The organism is Mesorhizobium intechi, assembly GCF_002879535.1.
In the GTDB taxonomy this organism is placed as follows: domain Bacteria; phylum Pseudomonadota; class Alphaproteobacteria; order Rhizobiales; family Rhizobiaceae; genus Mesorhizobium; species Mesorhizobium intechi.
Genome location: NZ_PNOT02000350.1, coordinates 14,653 through 35,273, shown reverse-complemented (window position 1 = coordinate 35,273; position 20,621 = coordinate 14,653). Strand labels below are relative to the sequence as shown.

The window sequence follows — 20,621 nt, the reverse complement described above, 5'->3', positions numbered from 1 at the left end:
CTCACCCGACTTCAGATCGCTTTCGCTGGCCTGCGCAGCGCCGAATAAGTCAGCAGCATCGAGGCGAGGTAGAGCATCAGGAAGACGATGTTGAGCGACAGCACCAGCTTCGACATGTCGGCGATGGTGGCCAGCACATAAGTCAGCAGGAGTGCCTTTAGGGCGGCGAGCAAACCGAGATTGAGCGCCCGCACCGCTGTCTGGCCGCGCGCGAACAGAAGCTCGGCCTGATATTCGACCAGATTGCGCAATCCGGGAACGCAGATTGCCAGCGCCACCAGCGGCGCGGCCTCGGAGACGTTCCTGCCGAGGGCGTTGGGGAAGAAGTGCAGCACGATGCCGAGCGCCAGCAGCGCCAGCGTCGAAACGACGAACACGCCGCCCTCGATGCCGCTCTTGACCGCCAGCCGCGACAGCAGGTCCGGCGCGCGCATCATGCGTTGCACCAGCATCATCGAGAAGGTGCGGATCGGGATGGCGGTCAGGTCGACCAGCCGCATGATGATGGCATAGATGCCGGCCAGATGCGGGCCGCCGATCGCCAGGACCAGCAGCTTGTCGAATTCCGATTGCAGGTAGAACAACACTTCCGCGCCGGCAACGTAGATGGAATCGGCAAGCCGCCTGAGATAAAGCGCGGTGCGCAGCCGCGGTCTCTGGCGCGGATAGAACCAGCCGAAAGCCAGAAGCAGCGATGCAGCGTTGGCGCCGATATAGAACCACGACCACGCCCAGATGCTGTGCTGTGCCGAAGCCATGAACAGCACCGCGCCAACCGCCCGCAGTGCCGTCGCCAGGATCGCCAGGACCGCGGCGCGCCCGAATTTGCCCAGCCCGTTGTTGACGATCAGCGCCACCTCGACCGGCCGCCACAACAGTGCTTCGGCAAACACGATCGCCGAAAACACCGACAGCGGCACGGTGCCGGCAAAGAAGATCAGGTAGACCCCGAACGAGGCCAACGCCAGGAGCGGCAGCGAAACGACGCCGAGCAGCAGGAAGCCGGCTGTGAAGGTGCCGATCAGATTGGGGCGGATGGTGGCGGTGCGATAGAGCGCAGAGATGAAACCGAAGGCCAGAATCCGCGACAGCATCACGCCGGCCGCCGAGGCGGTTGCGAACATGCCGAATTCGGAGATCGACAAACTGTTGGCGAGGGCGATGAAATAGGCCAGCGAAAACACCAGCCGCCCGCCGGCGCCGGAGATCGCCGAAAAATAATCGCGTACCAGCCCCCGTCGCTCGGCCACGAAAGTGCCGATCCGGGCGAAAGTACGCCTTTGCGGTATGCCGCGAGCCTCGGTCATGTGCCGGGAAGCCATAGGCGGGAAAGCTTAACGTGCCGTTCTGTGCCCCGAAACCACTGCAATTCCGAAACTTGAGGTTATGAAAAGCTTACATGCCGGCATGCCGAAATTAACCTTTTGTTTCCCATGCTTGTTTAGCGTGGCTTAACGATTGGCCGACCGCCGCTGCCCAGCGGCCAAAGTGTGAAGCTCCAAGATAATGGTCGACAGGGAAAACCGTGAAGACTGGAGGCGCGAGCGTTCATTGCTGGCGCTCGGCCAGGCCATGCGCGGCGAGGATGACGCATCCCTGGTCTCGATAGGCGATCGCACGGATTCGGCATGGCGCGAGGATGCCGCCACGCGCCACCGCCTTGCCCGTTCACGGCGCGAGGCGCGGACGAACCCAACGCCGTCCACCGCCGCCGGGGCAGAGCGGTCTCGGGCGGACGAGCAGCCGGAAGCGGCCGTAGGGGACGACGCCTGGCGCTCGCAAGCGGAGGCCGGCACCGGCGATCCGCAGCCGGCGGTGCCGCGCGCACGGACGGTCACTGGAGAACCTTCCGGCAGCGCTCGCTCGCATCACCGGTCCGGATCCCGCCAGGACGGCGAAACGAATGCATCCTTTGACGATCGCAGGGACGACCAGCAGTGGAAGCCGCTGATCGATCCGATGCAGGTCGTGCGCGGCATTGCCAGGTCGAAATTGCTGATCATCACCACCACTTTGATCGGTGCTGGGCTCGGCGTCGCGATCGCGCTGTCGACGCCGAAGAAATACGAATCGATGACGGAACTGGTCGTCGATCCGCGCGACCTGAAACTTTCGGACCGTGATCTCACCCAGATGGCGGTCGTTCCCGACGCGACACTCGTCAATGTCGAAAACCAGATCAGATTGCTAACCTCGGGGACGGTGCTGGGGAAGGTCGTCAACAAGCTCAATCTCGCCAACGATCCGGAGTTCAATGGCCAAGGCGCGGGCGGCCTGGGCGTCATGTCACTGATCCGCTCGATCCTGTTGCGCCACGATGGACCGGCCGGCGGCGATGAGTCGCGTCGCCTGTCGCTTGCCGTCGGCAATCTGGCCGAAAGCCTTGCGGTCGAGCGCGCGGGCAAGACCTCCACGATCACGATCGGCGTCACCACGCAGAACGCCCAGAAATCGGCGCTCATCGCGGAAACGATGACCGACGTCTTTCTGCAGACCTCGGGTGAGCTTCAGTCCCTCACCGCCGGCCGGGCCAACAACGAATTGACGGCAAAACTCGAGGAGATGCGCAAAGGCGTCGAGGCGGCCGAGCGCAAGGTCGAGGATTTCAGAGCCACGCACGACCTTGTCGACGCGCAGGGCCACCTGATCAGCGATGACGAGATGCTCAAGGTCAACGAGCAACTATCCGTTGCTCGCGCCCGTACGGCGGAACTGAACGCCCGTGCCGCCTCTGCCCGCTCGATCAATGTCAATTCGGTGCTCGGCGGTACTTTGCCCGAAGAAATCAATTCCAACACGATGAGTGATCTTCGCGCGCAATATGCCACGCTCAAGCAGGAGGCCGATCGCGCGGCGGTCCGGCTGGGGCCGCGTCATCCCGAACTCCAGGCGCTCAACGCGCAGCTTGCCGGCGCGCGCGATCGCATCGCCGCGGAACTTAGCCGCATTGCCTCGTCGCTGCAGGTTGACCTGAAACGCTCGGTCCAGGTCCAACAGGACTTGGCGTCCCAACTGGCGCGGATGAAGGTCCGCAGCGGCGATGTCAACAGCGACCTCGTCTCGATGCGCGAACTGGAGCGCGACGCCGCGGCCAAGCGATCGGTCTATGAACAATATCTGCTGCGCGCCAAGGAGATTGGCGAGCAGAAGGGTATCAATACCGCCAATATGACCGTCATTTCGCCGCCCTCCGTTCCGCTCGAGCCGAACGGTCCATCGCGCGTCGTGATGGCGCTTGCCGGCCTGTTCATGGGCTTTGCCTCCGGTGTGGGTCTCGGTGCGATGCGCGGCGCCTATGAAAGCCTGCGCGAGACGGCGACATCGCGCTCGCGCAGCGACCGCAGGGCTGTCGAACAGCAGGCATTCCGGGCAGCGCCGCCGCCGCCCGCGCCGCCGATGCCGGCCGCTCCGATACCTCCAGCGCCGCCAGCGCCACCGCCCGCACCGCCACCGCCCTTGGCGCAGGCCGAAGCCACCGCCAAACCGCCCGGGCGTATCGCCGCGCTCATGGCGAAGTTGCGCAATGTTCTCACCCGCAAGCCATCCGCCGAACTGGACGATGACAGCGAATTCGCCGCCTTTGGCGACACTGCACGGCCGGCGGATGCTGTCACGCCCTCCGGCTTGCCGGACCCGGAGTCCGCCTTCATGCCGCGGTCGCCGGGCTATTCGCGGCCGCCCTTCCCGCCGGGCTTCGACGCCACCTATTCACAGCCGATGGGGCCGCCGTCGCGCTCGCCCCTCATGCCGCCGCGGCCGATCTATCCGGCTCCGCCGTCCTATCCCCCGGCATCACAGGCCGAATCCATGCCTGCAGGTTACCCCTATCCCCAGGCCATGGCGCCCTATGCCGGGCACATGCCGTATCCGCCGCAGCCCGCGCCGCCGGCCTATCCACCGCAGCCATCGGCGGAGCCTTCGCCGATTGAGGAAGGCGCCGAACAGGCGCCGATCGAGGAAATTCGTGCCAGCCTGCGCGAATTCCGCGAGGCGGTCCGCGAACTCACCGAGAGCCGCGCCCGCCGCCGCTACTTCTGAGCCACAAGATACGTTGCCGAGGCCGAACAAAACCATCCCGGTTTTCGTGTAAACGGCATGGAACGGCGCTTTGACGGGATTGCGTGCCGGAATTTTCGTGACAATGCCGCGCTGCATGTTGCCGGCGCCGGGACGTTGCGCCTCGAAAGCGCGTCGCGCGAAACAGGGTTGAGGATGGTTCATGGCCGAAGTGATTGACGGAAAGAGCGTTGCCGAGGATGTGGTGCGGACGGTCAAGGCGTTGACCGCCGAGCTGGTCGGCAAGGGCAACGCCAAGCCTGGTCTGGCCGTGGTCATCGTCGGCGAGGATCCGGCGAGCCAGGTCTATGTCGCTTCCAAGTCCCGCACCGCCAAGGAATGCGGCTTTCATTCGCTCCAGCACACGCTGCCGGCCGAAACCTCGGAGGAGGCGCTGCTCCAGATTATCGCCGATCTCAACGCCGATCCGGCCATCAACGGCATCCTGGTGCAGCTGCCGCTGCCGGCCCATATCGACGCCGGCAAGATCATCCAGGCGATTGCGCCTCAGAAGGATGTCGACGGCTTTCATTTCATCAATGTCGGCAAGCTCGGCACGGGCGAACTGGAGACGGCCTTCGTTCCCTGCACGCCGGCCGGCTCCATGCTTTTGATCGAGCGCGTGCGCGGCAAGGACCTGTCCGGCCTCAACGCCGTCGTCGTCGGCCGCTCCAACATTGTCGGCAAGCCGATGGCCAATCTGCTGCTTGCCGCCAACTGCACCGTCACCATTGCCCACAGCCGCACCAAGGACCTGCCGGCGCTTGCCCGCACGGCAGACATCCTGGTCGCCGCCGTCGGCCGGCCGGAAATGATCAAGGGGGATTGGGTAAAGCCGGGCGCCACCGTCATCGATGTCGGTATCAACCGCATTCCCGCGCCTGAGAAGGGCGAGGGCAAGTCGCGCCTCGTCGGTGACGTCGCCTATGCCGAGGCCGCCAGGCAAGCCGGCGCCATCACGCCGGTGCCCGGCGGTGTCGGGCCGATGACCATTGCCATGCTGATGGCCAATACGTTAGCTTCCGCCTACCTTGCGGCCGGATTGAAGCGGCCCTCCTTCTGAGCCTGGGTTGACCCTGAAAGCGCCAGTTTTGCCGAACCCCACCATTTCCCCGGAACGGCCGGTCACGACTGATCCCGTTCAAGGTGGCCGGCAGTTCGCCTTCCTGCTGGTCGACAAGTTTTCCATGTTCTCGCTGGCCGCGGCGATCGACACGTTCCGGTCGGCGAACCGCCTGCTCGGCCGCGATTTCTACGGCTGGACCACGGTGTCGGCCGATGGCGATCCGGTGATGGCGTCCAACGGCCTGCCGCTCAAGATCGACTATGCCGTCGCCGACCTGCCGCCGGTCGACATCCTCTTCGTTTCGGTGGGCCTGACAACCGAATTTCCCGGCAAGAGCAAGGTTCTGGCGGCGTTGCGCAGCTGGGGCCGGCGCGGCAACGCGCTTGGCGCGCTTTCGGTCGGGTCCTACCTGCTGGCCGAGGCCGGCCAGCTCGACGGTTACCGCTGCACCATCCATTGGGAAAACCGCGCCGGCTTCATGGAGCGCTTCCCCGACATCAACTGCACCGGCAATGTCTTCGAGATCGATCGCAAGCGCTACACCTGCGCCGGCGGCACCACCTCGATCGATTTGATGCTGGAGATCGTGCGCGGCGATTTCGGCTCGAACCTCGCCAATGGCGTCGCCAACCAGTTCCAGCACGAGCGCATCCGCTCGGCCGGCGACCGCCAGCGCGTCGGGCCGGAGCGCGATCTGACCGGCAAGTCGGAGAAGCTCCGGCGCATCGTCGAACTGATGGCCGACCACCTCGACGAGCCGCTCTCGGCGGTCCAACTCGCCAAATCGGCCGGCCTTTCGGTGCGCCAGGTGGAGCGCCTGTTCCTGCGCCACCTCAACGTGACGCCCGGCCGCTACTACATGCGGCTGCGGCTGGAGCGGGCACGCGAATTGCTGCGCCAGACCAACATGCCGATCCTCGACGTGGCGATCGCGACCGGCTTCACCTCGCATTCCTATTTCGCCCAGAGCTACCGGCTGCAGTTCGGCCGGCCGCCCTCCGAAGAGCGCCGCACCACCTACTGACGGGCTCGATCTGGCCAAGACAGCCTGCTGCTGTGACGATCCTGCCGCACGAACGCTTTGTCCCCGCTCAGGGGCCTGAGCGAGACGGTCGCGCCGGGCTTGTGTCCTGAAGCCGCCTCAAATAGCTTCCCTGTGCGGACCAGGGGGCTAACTCAGGAGATTTCGATGGCAGTATTTGCGCGGAGCATCGCTGCGGCGATCCTCCTGTTTTTCATGACGACGGTCGGCTTTGCCGCCAACAAAGTCATCATCATTCTCGACGCTTCCGGCTCGATGTGGGCGCAGATCGACGGCAAGCCCAAGCTCGAAATAGCCAGGGAATCGCTGAGGACTGTGCTGCAATCCGTTCCCGCCGACGATGAGATCGGCTTCATGGCCTATGGCCATCGCGAAAAAGGCAGCTGCGACGACATCCAGCTGATCGTGCCGCCTCAGGCAGGCTCGGCAAGCGCCATCACGGACGCCGCCGACAGTCTGAAATTCCTCGGCAAGACGCCGCTGACGGCGGCCGTAAAGCAGGCGGCCGAAGCGCTGAAATACACCGAGGACAAGGCGACCGTCGTCCTGATTACCGATGGGTTGGAAACCTGCGGCGGCGACCCCTGTGCACTGGGCAAGGAACTCAAGGCATCCGGCGTCGATTTCACCGCCGATGTCGTCGGCTTCGGATTGACAGCCGACGAGGGAAAGCAGATCGCGTGCCTCGCTGAAAACACCGGCGGCAAGTACATCCAGGCCTCCGACGAGAAGGCTTTGCAGGAAGCCCTGGTCGAAACCGTCGCTGCCCCGGCGCCGGCACCCGCGCCTGAACCCGCTCCTGCCCCCGAGCCTGCCAAGCCGGAATTCAATTTCATGCCTACGGCGGTGCTTGCCGAGGGCGGTGACCCGGTCACCGACGGCAATGCCTGGGAAGTCTACAAGGCAAAGTCCGACGGCACGCGTGGCGACAACGTCACCACCGAATATGGCGCCTACAAAGCCAATCTGGAACCGGGCGATTACGTCATCGTCGCGCGCGACGGCGAGGCCAAGGTGGAGCAGAAGCTCAAGATCGAGGCAGGCCAGGTCGCCAAGCCGCTCTTCACCTTGAATGCCGGCACGCTCATCATTCATCCGCGACCAAGCGCGGGGGCGGATGTTGTCGATGGCGCGGCCGTCGTGATCGACTACCCAGGTGCCGATAATCCCGCGACCTACTATGGGACCACCAAGACCGTGTTACCGGCCGGCGACGAGAAAGTGACGGTCACCATCGGCCAGGGCGTGGCTTCCGAGACCATACCGCTCGCTGCCGGCAAGACAGTCGAAAAGGACATCATCGCCGGCGTCGGACATGTCGTTGCCAACGCCTATTATACAGCCGGCGGCGACAAGGCCGACGGTTCGGGCATCGGCTTCAAGGTCGTGAAGGCAAAAAAGAAGATCGACGGAACCCGGGACGAGGTGACCTATGCCTATGGTCCCGACAGCAAGTTCGATCTGCCGCCTGATGACTATGTGTTGATTGCGACGGTCGATCTTGCCGTCGCCGAGCAGCCGTTCAACGTCAAGGTGGGCGCGTTTCAGGATGTGAAGGTCGCCATGAATGCCGGCGTGCTGGCGATCACCGCCCCCGGAGCCTCGAAGATTGAGATTTTCGAAACCAAGAAGGACATCAACGGCAACCGCAAGTCGCTTGGCTACGCATACGACCAGAAGTATCAGGCGGCGATACCGGCGGGGGACTACGCCGTCGTCGCGGAGAAATCGGACAACAGCTCGAAGGAAGGCACTGTGACGGTCAAGGCCGGCGAGCGGGCTGAGTTGACGGTCCAATAGGATCGCATGGATAACGTAAAAGGGCGGCCACGAGCCGCCCTTTTTCATGAATGAGACGGATCACGTCAGGCCGTTCCGAAAGCGCTGGCGCCATGGTCGGCGCGGCCCACCAGCTGCCGGAAGCCGGCGAAAAGCTCGCGGCCGAAGCCAAACTCGTTGCCGATGAGATCGGCCTCAGCGGTGCGGCGCAGCGCGAACTCGGTTCCCGGCACCAGCACCTCCAGCGTTCCGGCATCGGCGTCGAGGCGGATGATGTCGCCGTCATGGATCCGGGCGATCGGCCCGTCCTCGACGGCTTCCGGCGTCACATGGATCGCCGCCGGCACCTTGCCGGAAGCGCCAGACATGCGCCCGTCAGTGACCAGCGCCACGCGCTGGCCGCGGTCCTGCAGGATGCCGAGCACGGTGGTCAGCTTGTGCAGTTCCGGCATGCCATTGGCCTTCGGACCCTGGAAGCGGATGACGGCGATGAAGTCGCCGGTGAGCGTGCCGGCCTTGAATGCGTCGTTGAGGCCCTGCTGGCTGTCGAACACCTTGGCCGGCGCCTCGATGATGCGCCGTTCCGGCTTGACGGCGGAGGTCTTGATAACGGCATGGCCGAGATTGCCCGCCAGCACCTTCAGGCCGCCGGTCGGCTGGAACGCCTTGTTGAACGGCGCCAGCACCTTTTCGTCGCCGCTGGCGCGCGGCGAGGCCTCGCGAACCACCGAGCCATCGGCGCCAAGCCTTGCCTCGACCGCATAGGGTCGCAGGCCTTCGCCCCACACCGTCTGCACATCTTCGTGGAGCACGCCTTCGTCGAGCAGTTCGCGGATCAGGAAGCCGAGCCCGCCGGCGGCATGGAAATGGTTCACGTCGGCAAGCCCGTTCGGATAGACGCGGGCCAGAAGCGGCACTGCTTCCGAGAGGTCGGAAATATCCTGCCAGGTCAGTGCGATGCCGGCCGCTGCCGCCATGGCGATGAGGTGGATGGTGTGGTTGGTCGAGCCCCCGGTGGCATGCAGGCCGACAACGCCGTTGACGATCGACCGCTCGTCGATCATCCGTCCGACCGGCGTATAGGCATTGCCGAGCGCGGTGATGGCGAGTGCCCGCCTGGTCGCTTCGCGGGTCAGCGCGTCACGCAACGGCGTGCCGGGATTGACGAAGGAGGCGCCGGGCGTATGCAGGCCCATGATCTCCATCAGCATCTGGTTGGAATTCGCCGTGCCGTAGAAGGTGCAGGTGCCAGGCCCGTGGTACGATTTGGATTCGGCTTCCAGCAGTTCGGCGCGCCCCGCCTTGCCCTCGGCATAGAGCTGGCGGACTTTGGCCTTTTCGTCGTTGGGCAGCCCGGTCGTCATCGGTCCGGCCGGGATGAACACCGCCGGCAGATGGCCGAAGGTCAGCGCCGCGATCACCAGTCCCGGCACGATCTTGTCGCAGACGCCGAGAAAGACAGCGGCGTCGAACATGTTGTGCGACAACCCGACCGCCGCCGACATGGCGATCACGTCGCGCGAAAACAGCGACAATTCCATGCCGGGCTGGCCCTGCGTGACGCCATCGCACATTGCCGGCACGCCGCCCGCCACCTGGGCGATGCCGCCGGCCGCGCGCGCGGCCTCCTTGATGAGGGCAGGGAAGGTCTCGAAGGGCTGATGCGCCGACAGCATGTCGTTGTAGGAGGTGATGATGCCGAGATTGGGCACCTTGTCGGCGCCGAGCGCCAGCTTTTCCGAGGGGCTGCACACGGCAAAGCCGTGAGCGAGGTTGCCGCAGGACAGCACCGCCCGGTTGGCCGTCTGGTTCGACGCTTCGGCGATGCGGCCGAGATAACGCTCGCGGCCCACCTTCGAACGTTGGCGGATGCGCTCCGTGATGGCTTCGATGTCGCTTCTTGCGGTCATGGTGGTCGGTCCTTTCAGGCGAGGTCCCGGAAACATCCTCCCGCCGTTTGCCGGGACCACTAAGCGTAAAATCAGGGCGCCCAGAAAACCTCTACGGGTCTGGGTGCGGCGTCGAGCACGGCACGGATCGGCTTTCGCGGCCCGGGCGCGACCGCGCCGTCGAAGGCGGTGCGCTTGTCCTCGCCCTCTATGTGCAGCGCGATGAAGCCGGCATCGACGATACGCGCCAGCGTCAGCGTCAGCCGCGGCTCGCCCGCACTGGCTGCGTGAACCGGCAGGATGATCCTGTCCGAGGCCGGATCGAGCAATTTGGCCAGATCGTCGGCATCGGGAAAGAACGAAGCGGTGTGGCCGTCAGGCCCCATGCCAAGCACCACGACATCAAGCGGCCAGGGCAGGGAGCGCAGTGCCGCATCGTCGGATGCCGCTGCATCCTCGATGCCCGATGCCTCATGGTAGAGCGGCACGAAGCGCGCCGCCTTGGCGGCGTTCTGCAAGAGATTGGCGGCCACCAGCCCGGCGTTGGAGCGCGGCGAGGAGGCCGGCACGAAACGTTCGTCGACCAGCGTCACGATCACGTTCTCCCAGGCGATCGGCATCGCCGAGAGGGCGGCGAAGAATTTTGCCGGCGTCGTGCCGCCGGAGACGGCCAGCACGGCCACACCGCGCTCGGCAATCGCCCTGGTCAGCCGATCGGCGACGCGGCCGGCCAGCGCCGCTGCCAGTTGCGGCCGGCCGGGGAAGGCGTTCCAGTTGTAGTTGGCGCCGTTCAATTGCTCTCGTGCCATGTCCGCCCGTCACGTTCGATCAGCGCTATCGAGGCCGACGGCCCCCACGTACCTGCGGTATAGCCCTGTGCCTCCTGCTTGGCGCCTTCCCACGCATTCTGGATCGGGTCGATCCATTTCCACGCCGCCTCGACCTCGTCGCGGCGCATGAACAGCGTCTGGTTGCCGCGGATGACGTCCATGATCAGCCTTTCATAGGCATCGGGCGCGCGGCCGTCGAAGGACTGCGCGAAGCTCATGTCGAGCGAGATCTGGCGCAGCCGCATGCCGCCCGGGCCTGGATCCTTGATCATGATGAACTGCTTGACGCCTTCGTCCGGCTGCAGGCGGATGACCAGCTGGTTGGCGAAGATCGGCCCGGCGCTGTCGCCGAAGATCGAATGCGGGATCGGCTTGAACTCGATGACGATTTCCGAAACCCGGGTCGCCAGCCGCTTGCCGGTCCTGAGGTAGAACGGAACGCCAGCCCAGCGCCATGTGCCGATCTCGGCCTTGATGGCGACGAAGGTTTCGGTGTTGCTGTCCTTGCCGAGTTCCTCGACATAGCCTTTGACCGGCCCGCCGGCCGATGCACCGGCGCGGTACTGGCCGCGCACCGTGTGCTTCGGTGCCTCGTTGCCGTTGATGCGCTTCAGCGCCCGCAGCACCTTGAGCTTCTCGTCACGCACGGCGTCGGCGTCCATCGACGACGGCGCCTCCATGGCGACGAGGCAGAGCAGCTGCAGCATGTGATTCTGCACCATGTCGCGCAGCGCACCGGCCTTGTCATAGTAGGTGACGCGGTCTTCCAGGCCGACGGTCTCGGCCACGGTGATCTGTACGTGGTCGATATGCGCGGAATTCCACAGCGGCTCGTAAAGCGCATTGGCAAAGCGCAGCGCCATCAGGTTCTGCACCGTCTCCTTGCCGAGATAATGGTCGATGCGGAAGATCTGGCTTTCATGGAAGTCGTCGCCGACCAGATCGTTGAGCGCCTGCGCCGAGGCAAGGTCGCGGCCGATCGGCTTCTCCAGCACGATGCGCGAATTCGGCGTGATCAGCTTGTGCTCTTTGAGCTTGTGCGAAATATCGCCGAACAGCGCCGGCGCAACGGCCAGATAGAAGGCGCGGATGCTCTCGCTCTCGCCGATCGCCTTCTTGAGCTTGTCAAAGCCGGCGCCATTTGTGGCATCGGCGGAGACATAGGAAAGCCGCGCCAGGAAGGTCTTCAACTCCTTGGCGTCGATATCGGCCGGCTTGACATGGTCGGAGATCGCCTGGCTGGCGAAGGCCCGGAATTCCTCGTCGCTCATTTTCGAGCGCGATGTGCCGATGATGCGTGTCGGCTCGGAGAATTGATGGTCGCGCTGGCGATAATAGAGCGACGGCAGAAGCTTGCGTTCCGACAGGTCGCCGGTGCCGCCGAAAATGATGAAGTCGAAAGGGTCGACGGGGATGATCTGGCTGGTCATGGTCTGTCCGCTTTGACACCGGTCGCGAGTACGCGGCTGATATATTCTAATCGATTTAAATTTTCCAGTGCCATGGTGTCACATCGAGGACCAATCGCTGGACATTGATTGGGTCCACATGTGCGCTTGACACTTTCGCTTGCCGGAGGCTTGTCGGTGAACGAAGACTCCGGAGGCTTTCGCGGTTGCAGCATAGAACGTGAATGTGACGAAAGCTAAGGGAGAAATGGCGCCTTGTCTGTCGCGGCATCGGCCGCGCGGGTCAGCCGCCTTATCGGTCCCAGGAAGATATCGATGAGCGGGAAAAGCATGCGTCTGGAAAACAAGGTTGCCGTCATCACCGGCGCGGCATCCGGCTTCGGAGAAGGCATGGCCAAGCGCTTCGCGCAGGAAGGCGCCAGGGTCGTTGTCGCCGATCTCAACGCCAAGGGGGCGGAGCGCGTCGCCGGCGAGATCGGCAAGGCAGCGATCTGGACGCAGACCGATGTCTCGCTGCGCTCCGAATTCGACGAGATGGTCTATGCCGCCAAAAGCGCCTTCGGCCGCATCGACATCATGGTCAACAATGCCGGTTACACCCACCGCAACGGCGACATGCTGAAGGTCGACGAGGAAACCTTCGACCTGATCACCGCTGTCAACATCAAGGCGATCTATCACGCGGCCCTTGCCGTGGTGCCGATCATGGAGCGGCAAGGTGGCGGCGTCATCCTGACCACGGCCTCCACCGCCGGCCTCAGGCCACGGCCCGGCCTCACCTGGTACAATGCCTCGAAAGGTTGGGCGATAACCGCCACCAAATCGATGGCGGTGGAACTCGCGCCTAAGAACATTCGCGTCAATTGCCTCTGTCCGGTCGCCGGCGAAACCGGCATGCTGGAGAAATTCATGGGCGCAGACACGCCTCAGATTCGCGAGGCTTTCCGCGCCTCGATCCCGCTCGGCCGGCTTTCGACCCCCCTCGATATCGCCAATGCCGCACTCTGGCTGGCCTCGGACGAGGCCGCCTTCATCACCGGCGTGGCGCTGGAGGTCGATGGCGGCCGCTGCATCTGAAGCCATCGTCATTGTGGCGCAGGTCGGTTCGACCGAGCCTGCGACTTCGAGTTTGAACGCGCGGCGGCGGGTGCGGCCTCAGCCGCAAATGCGCCGGTACATCAGCCGCCTGTCTTGATGTAGCTCTTGTAGACCCAGCCGGTCTTGCCATTGTAGACGATCTGGCACCATTGCTTGCAGTTCATCACCTGCACCGCGGTTCTTGCCGGAACAGTGCCGATCGCGGCTGCGTTCTTCTTCGGGCCGCTGCGCATGGTCACCGGCCTCAGGATGCGCCCGTTGCCGGCCGCGGCCACCTTGCGTGGCTTGGCCTTGGCCTTGCCGCCATCATCACTCGCCGTCGGCTGTTCGGGCGCTTGTGGCTGCACCTCAGGGATCGCGGCGGTCTTGGCTCCATCCGGATTGCTGTTTGCCGCTGGTTCCGGCGCGGCAACCTTGGCAAGTTCGCTGGCGGCATCGGTATCGGTCGCCGATGGCGCGAATGCCGCCGCGAGAGCCGGCTTGTCTGGCGTCGGCTTAGCCTGATTGGCCGCCTGGGCGGGGGCAGCCGCCTGATCGGGTGCCGCCGAAGCGGCCTTCGGCTGCGCTCCAGTCCAGCGGGGATCATTGGCCGCCAGCACTTGTATGTTCGCTTTTGCCGCCGCCGTCTTCGGCGAGACCTGGTCGGACTTGCGGGCCGGCTGCGCCACGGTCGCCGCGGCCACCGTGGTTCCGGCCGGGACGACCTTGGTCGTTTTCACCGGAATGGCCGGAATGCTCTGTTCCTGGCTGGCGGCTGCTTGCCGCTCGCTGGTCGGCAATGCCAGCCAGAGCGCCACCGCTGCCACGCCGAGCAGCGCGGCGGTACCCACCGCGGCAATCACCAGATGCGAGTTCGAACGGACTTCCTGCCAGAAGGATGGCCGCATGTCGTATCCAAACTGCATGGCAAAGCGCCGACGTTCCGGAACACCGAAACTGAAGGGCTCTCTCACTCTTGCCACCTCCATAAGCGGGCCGATGTTCTTTCGATCATTGCCGGAAGTCCGGCGTCTGATCGGCATCGGTCCCAAAAATCAACACGGGCAAGCCCGCAGCAACCCCCGAATAGTCGCCCAGAAGCGCGAACCTTTCGCCCCCGATTGTGGCATCAGTACGCCATCATAAAGGATTCTGCGCCTTTGCCGCCATTTCCGCAATGTGTCGCAAGGGCAATGAATATTACAATATTACATCAGATCGTGATGGCGATTGGATTCCAGCACGGGGCGCGTCGTGTCGAAACGGGTCCATGCGATTCACTTCAGCCCTCTCTGGTTTCCGCTAACCGGGGCACTTTTGGCCAACATGCCCCTAGATCCGGTCGCGCAGCGCGAACCAATTGAGCGCCAGGAAAAGCAGCGGCGTGCGGAAACGGCGGCCGCCGGGAAATGGCGGAATTTTCAGATCCTCGATCAGCTTCAGCCGGTCGCGGTTGCCAGCAATGGTCTCGGCATAGAGTTTGCCGAAGAAGTTCGACAGCATGACCCCATGGCCGGAGTAGCCGCCGGCCGAGATCACATTCGGCATCACTTCGCGCACGAACGGTTTCCTCGGCACGGTGATGCCGACATAGCCGCCCCAGCCATGGGTGATCTCGATATCTTTCAGCGCCGGATAGAGCTCTACGATCTGCCGGCGAATGTGGATGTGGATATCCTTCGGGTCGTTGACGCCGTAGACCTCGCGTCCGCCGAACAGCAACCGGCCGTCCCGCGATTTGCGGAAATAGCGTACCACGAAGCGCGAATCATCGACGGACTCGCCCCCGGGCAGCACTTTCGAATCGGCCCCCAAAGGCACTGTCGCACCGATGAAGGAACCGATCGGCATGATGCGCGGCACTCACCGGTTCGAGCGTGCCGCCATAGGCGTTGACCGCGATCAGGCATTTCTGCGCAGTCACGGTACCTCTTGGCGTGGAAACCCTGACCTTGCCGCCAGCGGAAACGATGCCCGTCGATGGCGTCCCTTCGAACAGTTGCGCGCCGGCCTGCGCAGCCACCCGCGCCGTGCCGTTCACCAGCTTCATCGGATGGATATGCCCGGTGCCGGTGTCGCGCGTGCCGCCGAAATAGGCGGTCGAGCCGAGCCGCTCCGCCGTCTCCTTCGCATCCATGAAGGAGATGTAGGGATAGGAGAAACGGTGGGCCATGATCTCGGCATGCGCCTTGTAGTCGTCGACATAGCGCGCTTTGTGCGCCACCGAGAGCTGGCCTGGCATGTAGTCGATATCGATCTGGTTGGCGGCTGCGAATTCGATGAGATGCGCCTTCGCCTCTTCCGCGAGATCGAACAGCGCCTTGGCGCGGGACAGGCCGTATTCGGCCTCCAGATCTTCTGCCCAGGCGCGCTGGCCGGTGCCGAGCTGGCCGCCATTGCGCCCGGAGGCGCCATCACCGAAGCGATACGATTCGATGAGCACCACGTCTGCTCCAGCCTTCGCCAGGTGAACCGCCGCGGACAGGCCGGTGAACCCGCCACCGACAACAACGACATCGCATTTTCGGTCGCCGTCGAGCGCTGGATACTCAGGCCGAGGCCCGGCCGTGTCCTCATACCAGGAGCGGCCTGGAGAAATGGGGGATTGGTAAGACATGGGAACGCCAAAGAATAGTGAATGGGTGTGAGAGGCCGCAACCGTCCGCGCTCATCCATCCAGTATGAAGCTACTCACCATTCGCTATCCACCATTCAAGCGTCGCCGCTCATACGTTGAGCAGAAGATACTCCCGCTCCCACGGGCTGATCACTTCCATGAAGGTCTCGAATTCCGCCCGCTTGATCGCCGCATAGGTGGCGGCGAAGGATTTGCCCAGCAGCGCGCAGAGTTCCTCGTCGCCCTCGAACAGGTCGACAGCTTCGAGCAGGCTGCGCGGCAGATCGATCTCGTCCGCATTGGCGGTCGTCAACACCGGCGGCTCGGCCTTGATCTTCCTGGTGATGCCGATCAGCCCGCAGGCAAGCGACGCCGCCAGCGCCAGGTAGGGATTGGCATCGGAGGACGGGATGCGGTTCTCGACACGCCGCGCCGCCGGATCCGAACGCGGCACACGGAACGCCGTGGTGCGGTTGTCATAGCCCCATTTGTTGTTGACCGGAGCCGAGGCCGCCTGCGTCAGTCGCCGGTAGGAATTGACATAGGGCGCGAACATCACCAGCGCGTTCGGCACGTGTTTCTGCATGCCGCCGATGAAATGGAAGAACGCCTCGGTCTCCGAGCCGTCCTCGGCCGAAAAAATATTCTTGCCGGTCTTCTTGTCGATGATCGACTGGTGGATATGCATGGCCGAACCCGGCTGGCCCTGGATCGGCTTGGCCATGAAGGTGGCGTAGATTTCGTGTTTGAGCGCGGCTTCACGGATGGTGCGCTTGAACATGAACACCTGGTCGGCGAGCTCGATCGGATCGCCGTGGCGCAGATTGATCTCGAGCTGGCCGGCGCCCTCTTCATGGATGAGCGTGTCGATTTCCAGGCCTTGGCTTTCGGAGAAGTGGTAGATGTCGTCGATCAGTTCGTCGAACTCGTTGACGCCGGCGATCGAATAGCCGGCGCCGCCGCCGATCGCACGGCCCGAGCGACCGACGGGCGGGGTGAGCGGATAGTCCGGGTCCGGGTTCTTGCGCACCAGGTAGAACTCGATCTCGGGCGCCACCACCGGCCTCAGCCCGAGCTTGTCATAGGCGGCAAGCACTCGCTTCAGCACGTTGCGCGGCGTGAATTCGACCGAGCGGCCATCCTGGTGGACGAGGTCGCAGATGACAGCGGCCGTCGGGTCTTCTTCCCAGGGTACCACTGTCAGCGTCGACAGGTCCGGCATCAGCTTGAGGTCGCCGTCGTCCTCGGGATAGTGGAAGCCGTTGCCGTCTTCGGGATAGCCGCCCGAAATCGTCGTCATGAAAACGGCCGAAGGCAGCGCCAGCGATGTGTTGGAGGTGAATTTCTTCGACGGCATCATCTTGCCGCGGGCCACGCCCGCCTGATCAGGCGTGATGCATTCAATATCCTCGATGCCGCGCCATTCCAGCCACTCGCTGACGTCCTTCCAGTTCTTCACACCACGAAGGTTTTTCACGAAGGCAGGCGTACGCGTTCGTCCTCCGCGGCTCGACGGACGGACTTCCTTTTTTGCAGGCGGCATCATTCACCAGATTGGGTTGCGGATTTCGGAGTATAGCCGTGCCCCACAGTGTAAGGGAAGGGGAGGTGCTGCCGGCATTCCTAGTCCCGGTTGAAAATCGCGTCGTCTGGCTTAGGTTCGTGCGGCTCGCCACCCGGAAGACATCGATGCGAAACAACAGTGAACTGACGACCATCGGCTTCGACGCCGACGACACGCTTTGGCAGAACGAGCAGTTCTTCCGCATGACGGAGAAGCGTTTCGCCGCCATGCTTGCCGATCATGGCGAGGAGAAACAGATTTCGGCGCGTTTGATCGAGGCCGAGCGGCGCAACCTTGTCGTCTATGGCTTCGGCATCAAGGGGTTCACCCTGTCGATGATCGAAACGGCGATCGAGGTCACCGACGGGCGCGTGCCGGCTTCGGTCATTGCGGAGATCCTCGAGGCCGGCCGCGAGATGCTGAGCCACCCGATCGAGATCTTGCCGCATGTGCGCGAGACGGTGGAAAAGCTCGCCGGCGCGTACCGCCTCGTGCTGATCACCAAGGGCGACCTTTTCGACCAGGAGCGCAAGCTGGCCGGGTCTGGCCTCGGCGACCTGTTCGACGCGGTCGAGATCGTCAGCGACAAGAATGCCGCGACCTATTCCCGCCTTTTCAGCCGCCACGGCGACGGCCCCGCAAAGAGCATGATGGTCGGCAATTCGCTGAAGTCGGACGTGGTGCCGGCCATCGAGGCCGGCGGCTGGGGCGTTCATGTACCGCACGAACTCACCTGGGTGCTCGAGCATGTCGAGGCGCCACTCGGCGAGCCGCGGTTTCGCCAGATATCCGATCTCGGGCAACTGCCCGAACTGGTGCAAGGCATCGCCAGAGGGAGTTGATCGCGCTTTGCATGTCGCCCAAAAGTGACGTCGGAGAACGCCATGCATGGAAGAACGGCCTGAAGCGTCGGGTGACGCGCTTAGCGGGCAATCAGGCGATCGATCACCGGTTGCAGCCGTTCGGGGGTGATCGGCTTGGCGACCACGACGTCAATCGCGTTCGACAGGCCCAGGCTCTCTGGCGTACCGGTCTTGGTTGAAAGCAGGATCACGGGAGGAAACGATTTTCCCGAAGCCCGTCGCAACGTTTCGATGCCGGACATCAGCGTGTCGCAGTCCTTGTTGTCCGCGCCGCCATCCAGCACGATCACGCCTGGCACCAGCGTTCGCAAGGTCTTCGCCGCCATATCGGGCGATTCCGAGATTGGCTTGAGCCCGGATCGCTCGACGATCTTCGACACCACCACACGATTGATCGGTGATTTTCCGACAACAAGCACTTGTGAGGGACTGCGTATCGTCGCTGTGCTTGAATCCTGGGTCACCGGATTCGGATATTTTGCGGTCTCGCCCTCGTTACTCACTGGGCACCCAAGTCGGCCAAGAAGCTCGCCCCTATTTCAATGCAGAGTTGAATCTGGCCGACAATTGGCGTGAGATCGCACGCCATGTCAAGTTGAAATAAAAGGCTTCCGAAAACGCCTCCTGCGAAAGTGGAGTCAAGCAACAGTACTGTACTGCCCTGTCCATGGATCGGTTGCATAAAAATAAAATTCACCTGCGCATACACTGCGCAGGTGAAGGGCAGGTTGCAACGATTTCCGGTCAGCCGTGGCTCTGCTGTGTGACGATCACCGGAATCAGCAGGTCGCCCCAATTGCCGTCGCCGCCATGGTGTCGCGCCGAGCGCACCAACTCCACCGAGACGCCGGCCTCGACAGCCTTCATCACCGACTGGTTCAGCCTGTGCAGATCGTTGGCCAGCATGCGGATCGTCGCCTGCTGGTCGACGCTCATCGTGGTCGATTGTTCTTCTGCCCGTTCCTTGACGCGGCTTATCGATGCCATTGGTCTTCTCCTGTGTCCGAAACCCTGTTGGGTGTTTCCTCGGTGTTTGTGATCCGCTATTCGGCGGCCGGCCTGAACTGTGCGTGCTCGGTCGATTCATGCATGGCGGTGGTCGACGACTTGCCGCCGGTGATCGCCATCGACACGGCGTCGAAATAGCCGGTGCCGACCTCGCGCTGGTGCTTGGTCGCGGTGTAGCCATTGGCTTCCGCCGCGAATTCGGCCTCCTGCAATTCGGAATAGGCCGCCATCTGCCGTTCCTTGTAGCCACGCGCCAGTTCGAACATGCCGTAGTTGAGCTGGTGGAAGCCGGCGAGCGTGATGAACTGGAACTTGTAGCCCATGGCGCCGAGTTCCCTCTGGAATTTGGCGATCGTGGCGTCGTCGAGATTCTTCTTCCAGTTGAACGAGGGCGAGCAATTGTAGGCGAGCAGCTTGTCCGGATGGTGCTTGCGCACGCCCTCGGCGAACTTTTTGGCCTGTGCGAGGTCCGGCTTCGAGGTCTCGCACCAGATCAGGTCCGCGTGAGGCGCATAGGCGACGGCCCGCGCGATGCAGGGCTCGATGCCATTCCTGACCTGGTAGAAGCCTTCCACCGTGCGGCCGGCATCGTAGTCGACGAAGGGCTGGTCGCGCTCGTCGATGTCGGATGTCAGAAGCTTCGCGGCTTCGGCGTCGGTGCGTGCAACGACCAGGGTCGGCGTGCCCATCACATCCGCTGCCAGGCGCGCGGCGTTGAGGTTGCGGATGTGCGCGGCGGTCGGGATCAGCACCTTGCCGCCGAGATGACCGCACTTCTTTTCCGACGCCAGCTGATCCTCGTAGTGAACGCCTGCGGCGCCCGCTTCGATGAACGCCTTCATGATCTCGAAGGCGTTGAGCGGCCCGCCGAACCCGGCTTCGGCATCGGCAACGATTGGGGCGAACCAGGTCTCGACCGAAAGCCCATTGCCCTCGGAGGTCTCGATCTGGTCGGCGCGCTGCAGCGTCCTGTTGATGCGCTTGACCAGCTCCGGCGCCGCATTGGCCGGATAAAGCGACTGGTCGGGGTACATCGCCGAGGCGGTGTTGGCGTCGGCGGCGACCTGCCAGCCCGACAAATAGATCGCCTTCAGTCCGGCGCGCACCTGCTGCATCGCCTGGTTGCCGGACATGGCGCCGAGCGCGTTGACGAAATCCTCCTCGTGAATGAGCTTCCACAGCCGGTTGGCACCCATTTCGGCGAGACTCTGGCGGATCTGCACCGAGCCGCGCAGCCGCTTCACATCCTCTGGCGAATAGGGACGTTCGATACCGTCGAAGCGACCTTCCGGCGCCGAGGGAACGAGATTGTAAAAATCAGTCATGATTCACTCCGAAGGATTGCTTGACTTTGCCCGTGCGCCAATCTTGTGGCACATCGGGATGTGACTGAATTTACATTGCGGCGCGAAATCAGCCAG

General features: G+C 63.6%; 15 protein-coding genes and 1 pseudogene. 6 read left to right on the top strand and 10 right to left on the bottom strand.

The window, feature by feature from the left end; translation table 11 throughout:
- Nucleotides 1-11: 11 nt before the first annotated feature.
- Nucleotides 12-1,307 (bottom strand): lipopolysaccharide biosynthesis protein, encoded by a 1,296-nt coding sequence (locus C1D09_RS29475; RefSeq protein ID WP_143977497.1) that lies wholly within the window; start codon nt 1,305-1,307, stop codon nt 12-14.
- A 199-nt stretch (nt 1,308-1,506) separates the two neighbouring features.
- On the opposite strand from C1D09_RS29475, the gene C1D09_RS29470 reads away from it, so the two are divergent.
- From C1D09_RS29470 to C1D09_RS29455, 4 genes are all read left to right on the top strand, one after another.
- Nucleotides 1,507-4,038: a GumC family protein gene (locus tag C1D09_RS29470; protein WP_143977496.1), complete on the top strand. Its 2,532-nt coding sequence runs from the start codon at nt 1,507-1,509 to the stop codon at nt 4,036-4,038.
- Nucleotides 4,039-4,219: 181 nt separating this feature from the next.
- A complete protein-coding gene (folD, locus tag C1D09_RS29465; RefSeq protein WP_143977495.1) occupies nt 4,220-5,119 on the top strand; it encodes a bifunctional methylenetetrahydrofolate dehydrogenase/methenyltetrahydrofolate cyclohydrolase FolD in 900 nt (299 codons plus the stop codon).
- Between the two features lie 28 nt (nt 5,120-5,147).
- Complete coding sequence (locus tag C1D09_RS29460; protein WP_032920700.1) at nt 5,148-6,146, top strand: GlxA family transcriptional regulator; 999 nt, start codon at nt 5,148-5,150, stop codon at nt 6,144-6,146.
- A gap of 165 nt (nt 6,147-6,311) precedes the next feature.
- Nucleotides 6,312-7,964, top strand: a complete 1,653-nt coding sequence (locus C1D09_RS29455; protein ID WP_143977494.1) for a vWA domain-containing protein — start codon at nt 6,312-6,314, stop codon at nt 7,962-7,964.
- Nucleotides 7,965-8,029: 65 nt separating this feature from the next.
- On the opposite strand, the gene edd is transcribed toward C1D09_RS29455, so the two are convergent.
- The 3 genes from edd to zwf all read right to left on the bottom strand — a co-directional run bounded on the left by edd (nt 8,030) and on the right by zwf (nt 12,092).
- Nucleotides 8,030-9,853: a phosphogluconate dehydratase gene (edd, locus tag C1D09_RS29450; protein ID WP_143977493.1), complete on the bottom strand. Its 1,824-nt coding sequence runs from the start codon at nt 9,851-9,853 to the stop codon at nt 8,030-8,032.
- Nucleotides 9,854-9,924: 71 nt separating this feature from the next.
- The gene (pgl, locus tag C1D09_RS29445; protein ID WP_143977492.1) at nt 9,925-10,641 is read right to left on the bottom strand and encodes a 6-phosphogluconolactonase; all 717 of its coding nucleotides are present in this window, start codon (nt 10,639-10,641) and stop codon (nt 9,925-9,927) included.
- Nucleotides 10,623-12,092 carry a glucose-6-phosphate dehydrogenase gene (gene zwf / locus C1D09_RS29440; protein WP_143977491.1) on the bottom strand — a complete coding sequence of 490 codons (1,470 nt, stop codon included), beginning with the start codon at nt 12,090-12,092 and terminating at the stop codon, nt 10,623-10,625. Before zwf ends, pgl begins: the two co-directional genes overlap by 19 nt.
- A 309-nt stretch (nt 12,093-12,401) precedes the next feature.
- Here zwf and C1D09_RS29435 point away from each other — a divergent pair, with 309 nt between their 5' ends.
- Complete coding sequence (locus C1D09_RS29435) at nt 12,402-13,148, top strand: SDR family oxidoreductase (protein WP_143977506.1); 747 nt, start codon at nt 12,402-12,404, stop codon at nt 13,146-13,148.
- Nucleotides 13,149-13,249: 101 nt separating this feature from the next.
- Here the strand turns inward: C1D09_RS29435 and C1D09_RS29430 are convergent, their stop codons facing one another.
- From C1D09_RS29430 to C1D09_RS29420, 3 genes and pseudogenes are all read right to left on the bottom strand, one after another.
- Entirely contained in the window at nt 13,250-14,122 is an 873-nt protein-coding gene (locus tag C1D09_RS29430; RefSeq protein WP_167514802.1) for an SH3 domain-containing protein, read from the bottom strand.
- A gap of 358 nt (nt 14,123-14,480) precedes the next feature.
- Nucleotides 14,481-15,765, bottom strand: a pseudogene (locus C1D09_RS34290) (NAD(P)/FAD-dependent oxidoreductase).
- A gap of 109 nt (nt 15,766-15,874) precedes the next feature.
- Nucleotides 15,875-17,311, bottom strand: a complete 1,437-nt coding sequence (locus tag C1D09_RS29420; RefSeq protein ID WP_167514801.1) for a glutamine synthetase family protein — start codon at nt 17,309-17,311, stop codon at nt 15,875-15,877.
- Nucleotides 17,312-17,454: 143 nt separating this feature from the next.
- Between C1D09_RS29420 and C1D09_RS29415 the strand changes: the two genes are divergently transcribed.
- Nucleotides 17,455-18,171 (top strand): HAD family hydrolase, encoded by a 717-nt coding sequence (locus C1D09_RS29415; RefSeq protein ID WP_143977488.1) that lies wholly within the window; start codon nt 17,455-17,457, stop codon nt 18,169-18,171.
- Between the two features lie 80 nt (nt 18,172-18,251).
- On the opposite strand, the gene C1D09_RS29410 is transcribed toward C1D09_RS29415, so the two are convergent.
- The 3 genes from C1D09_RS29410 to aceA all read right to left on the bottom strand — a co-directional run bounded on the left by C1D09_RS29410 (nt 18,252) and on the right by aceA (nt 20,525).
- Nucleotides 18,252-18,695, bottom strand: coding sequence for a response regulator (locus C1D09_RS29410; RefSeq protein WP_143977487.1), 444 nt, complete (start codon nt 18,693-18,695; stop codon nt 18,252-18,254).
- Between the two features lie 241 nt (nt 18,696-18,936).
- Entirely contained in the window at nt 18,937-19,179 is a 243-nt protein-coding gene (locus C1D09_RS29405; RefSeq protein ID WP_006202762.1) for an SMc00767 family acetate metabolism repressor, read from the bottom strand.
- A gap of 56 nt (nt 19,180-19,235) precedes the next feature.
- Nucleotides 19,236-20,525, bottom strand: coding sequence for an isocitrate lyase (gene aceA, locus C1D09_RS29400; protein ID WP_143977486.1), 1,290 nt, complete (start codon nt 20,523-20,525; stop codon nt 19,236-19,238).
- Between the last annotated feature and the right edge of the window lie 96 nt (nt 20,526-20,621).

Excerpts from the sequence above, each read along its gene's own strand:
- C1D09_RS29415 (WP_143977488.1), top strand. The coding sequence starts at position 17,455 with ATGCGAAACAACAGTGAACTGACGACCATCGGCTTCGACGCCGACGAC.
- C1D09_RS29455 (WP_143977494.1), top strand. The coding sequence starts at position 6,312 with ATGGCAGTATTTGCGCGGAGCATCGCTGCGGCGATCCTCCTGTTTTTC.
- C1D09_RS29405 (WP_006202762.1), bottom strand. The coding sequence starts at position 19,179 with ATGGCATCGATAAGCCGCGTCAAGGAACGGGCAGAAGAACAATCGACC.
- C1D09_RS29420 (WP_167514801.1), bottom strand. The coding sequence starts at position 17,311 with ATGATGCCGCCTGCAAAAAAGGAAGTCCGTCCGTCGAGCCGCGGAGGA.
- C1D09_RS29475 (WP_143977497.1), bottom strand. The coding sequence starts at position 1,307 with ATGACCGAGGCTCGCGGCATACCGCAAAGGCGTACTTTCGCCCGGATC.
- folD (WP_143977495.1), top strand. The coding sequence starts at position 4,220 with ATGGCCGAAGTGATTGACGGAAAGAGCGTTGCCGAGGATGTGGTGCGG.
- aceA (WP_143977486.1), bottom strand. The coding sequence starts at position 20,525 with ATGACTGATTTTTACAATCTCGTTCCCTCGGCGCCGGAAGGTCGCTTC.
- C1D09_RS29435 (WP_143977506.1), top strand. The coding sequence starts at position 12,402 with ATGCGTCTGGAAAACAAGGTTGCCGTCATCACCGGCGCGGCATCCGGC.
- pgl (WP_143977492.1), bottom strand. The coding sequence starts at position 10,641 with ATGGCACGAGAGCAATTGAACGGCGCCAACTACAACTGGAACGCCTTC.
- zwf (WP_143977491.1), bottom strand. The coding sequence starts at position 12,092 with ATGACCAGCCAGATCATCCCCGTCGACCCTTTCGACTTCATCATTTTC.
- edd (WP_143977493.1), bottom strand. The coding sequence starts at position 9,853 with ATGACCGCAAGAAGCGACATCGAAGCCATCACGGAGCGCATCCGCCAA.
- C1D09_RS29470 (WP_143977496.1), top strand. The coding sequence starts at position 1,507 with ATGGTCGACAGGGAAAACCGTGAAGACTGGAGGCGCGAGCGTTCATTG.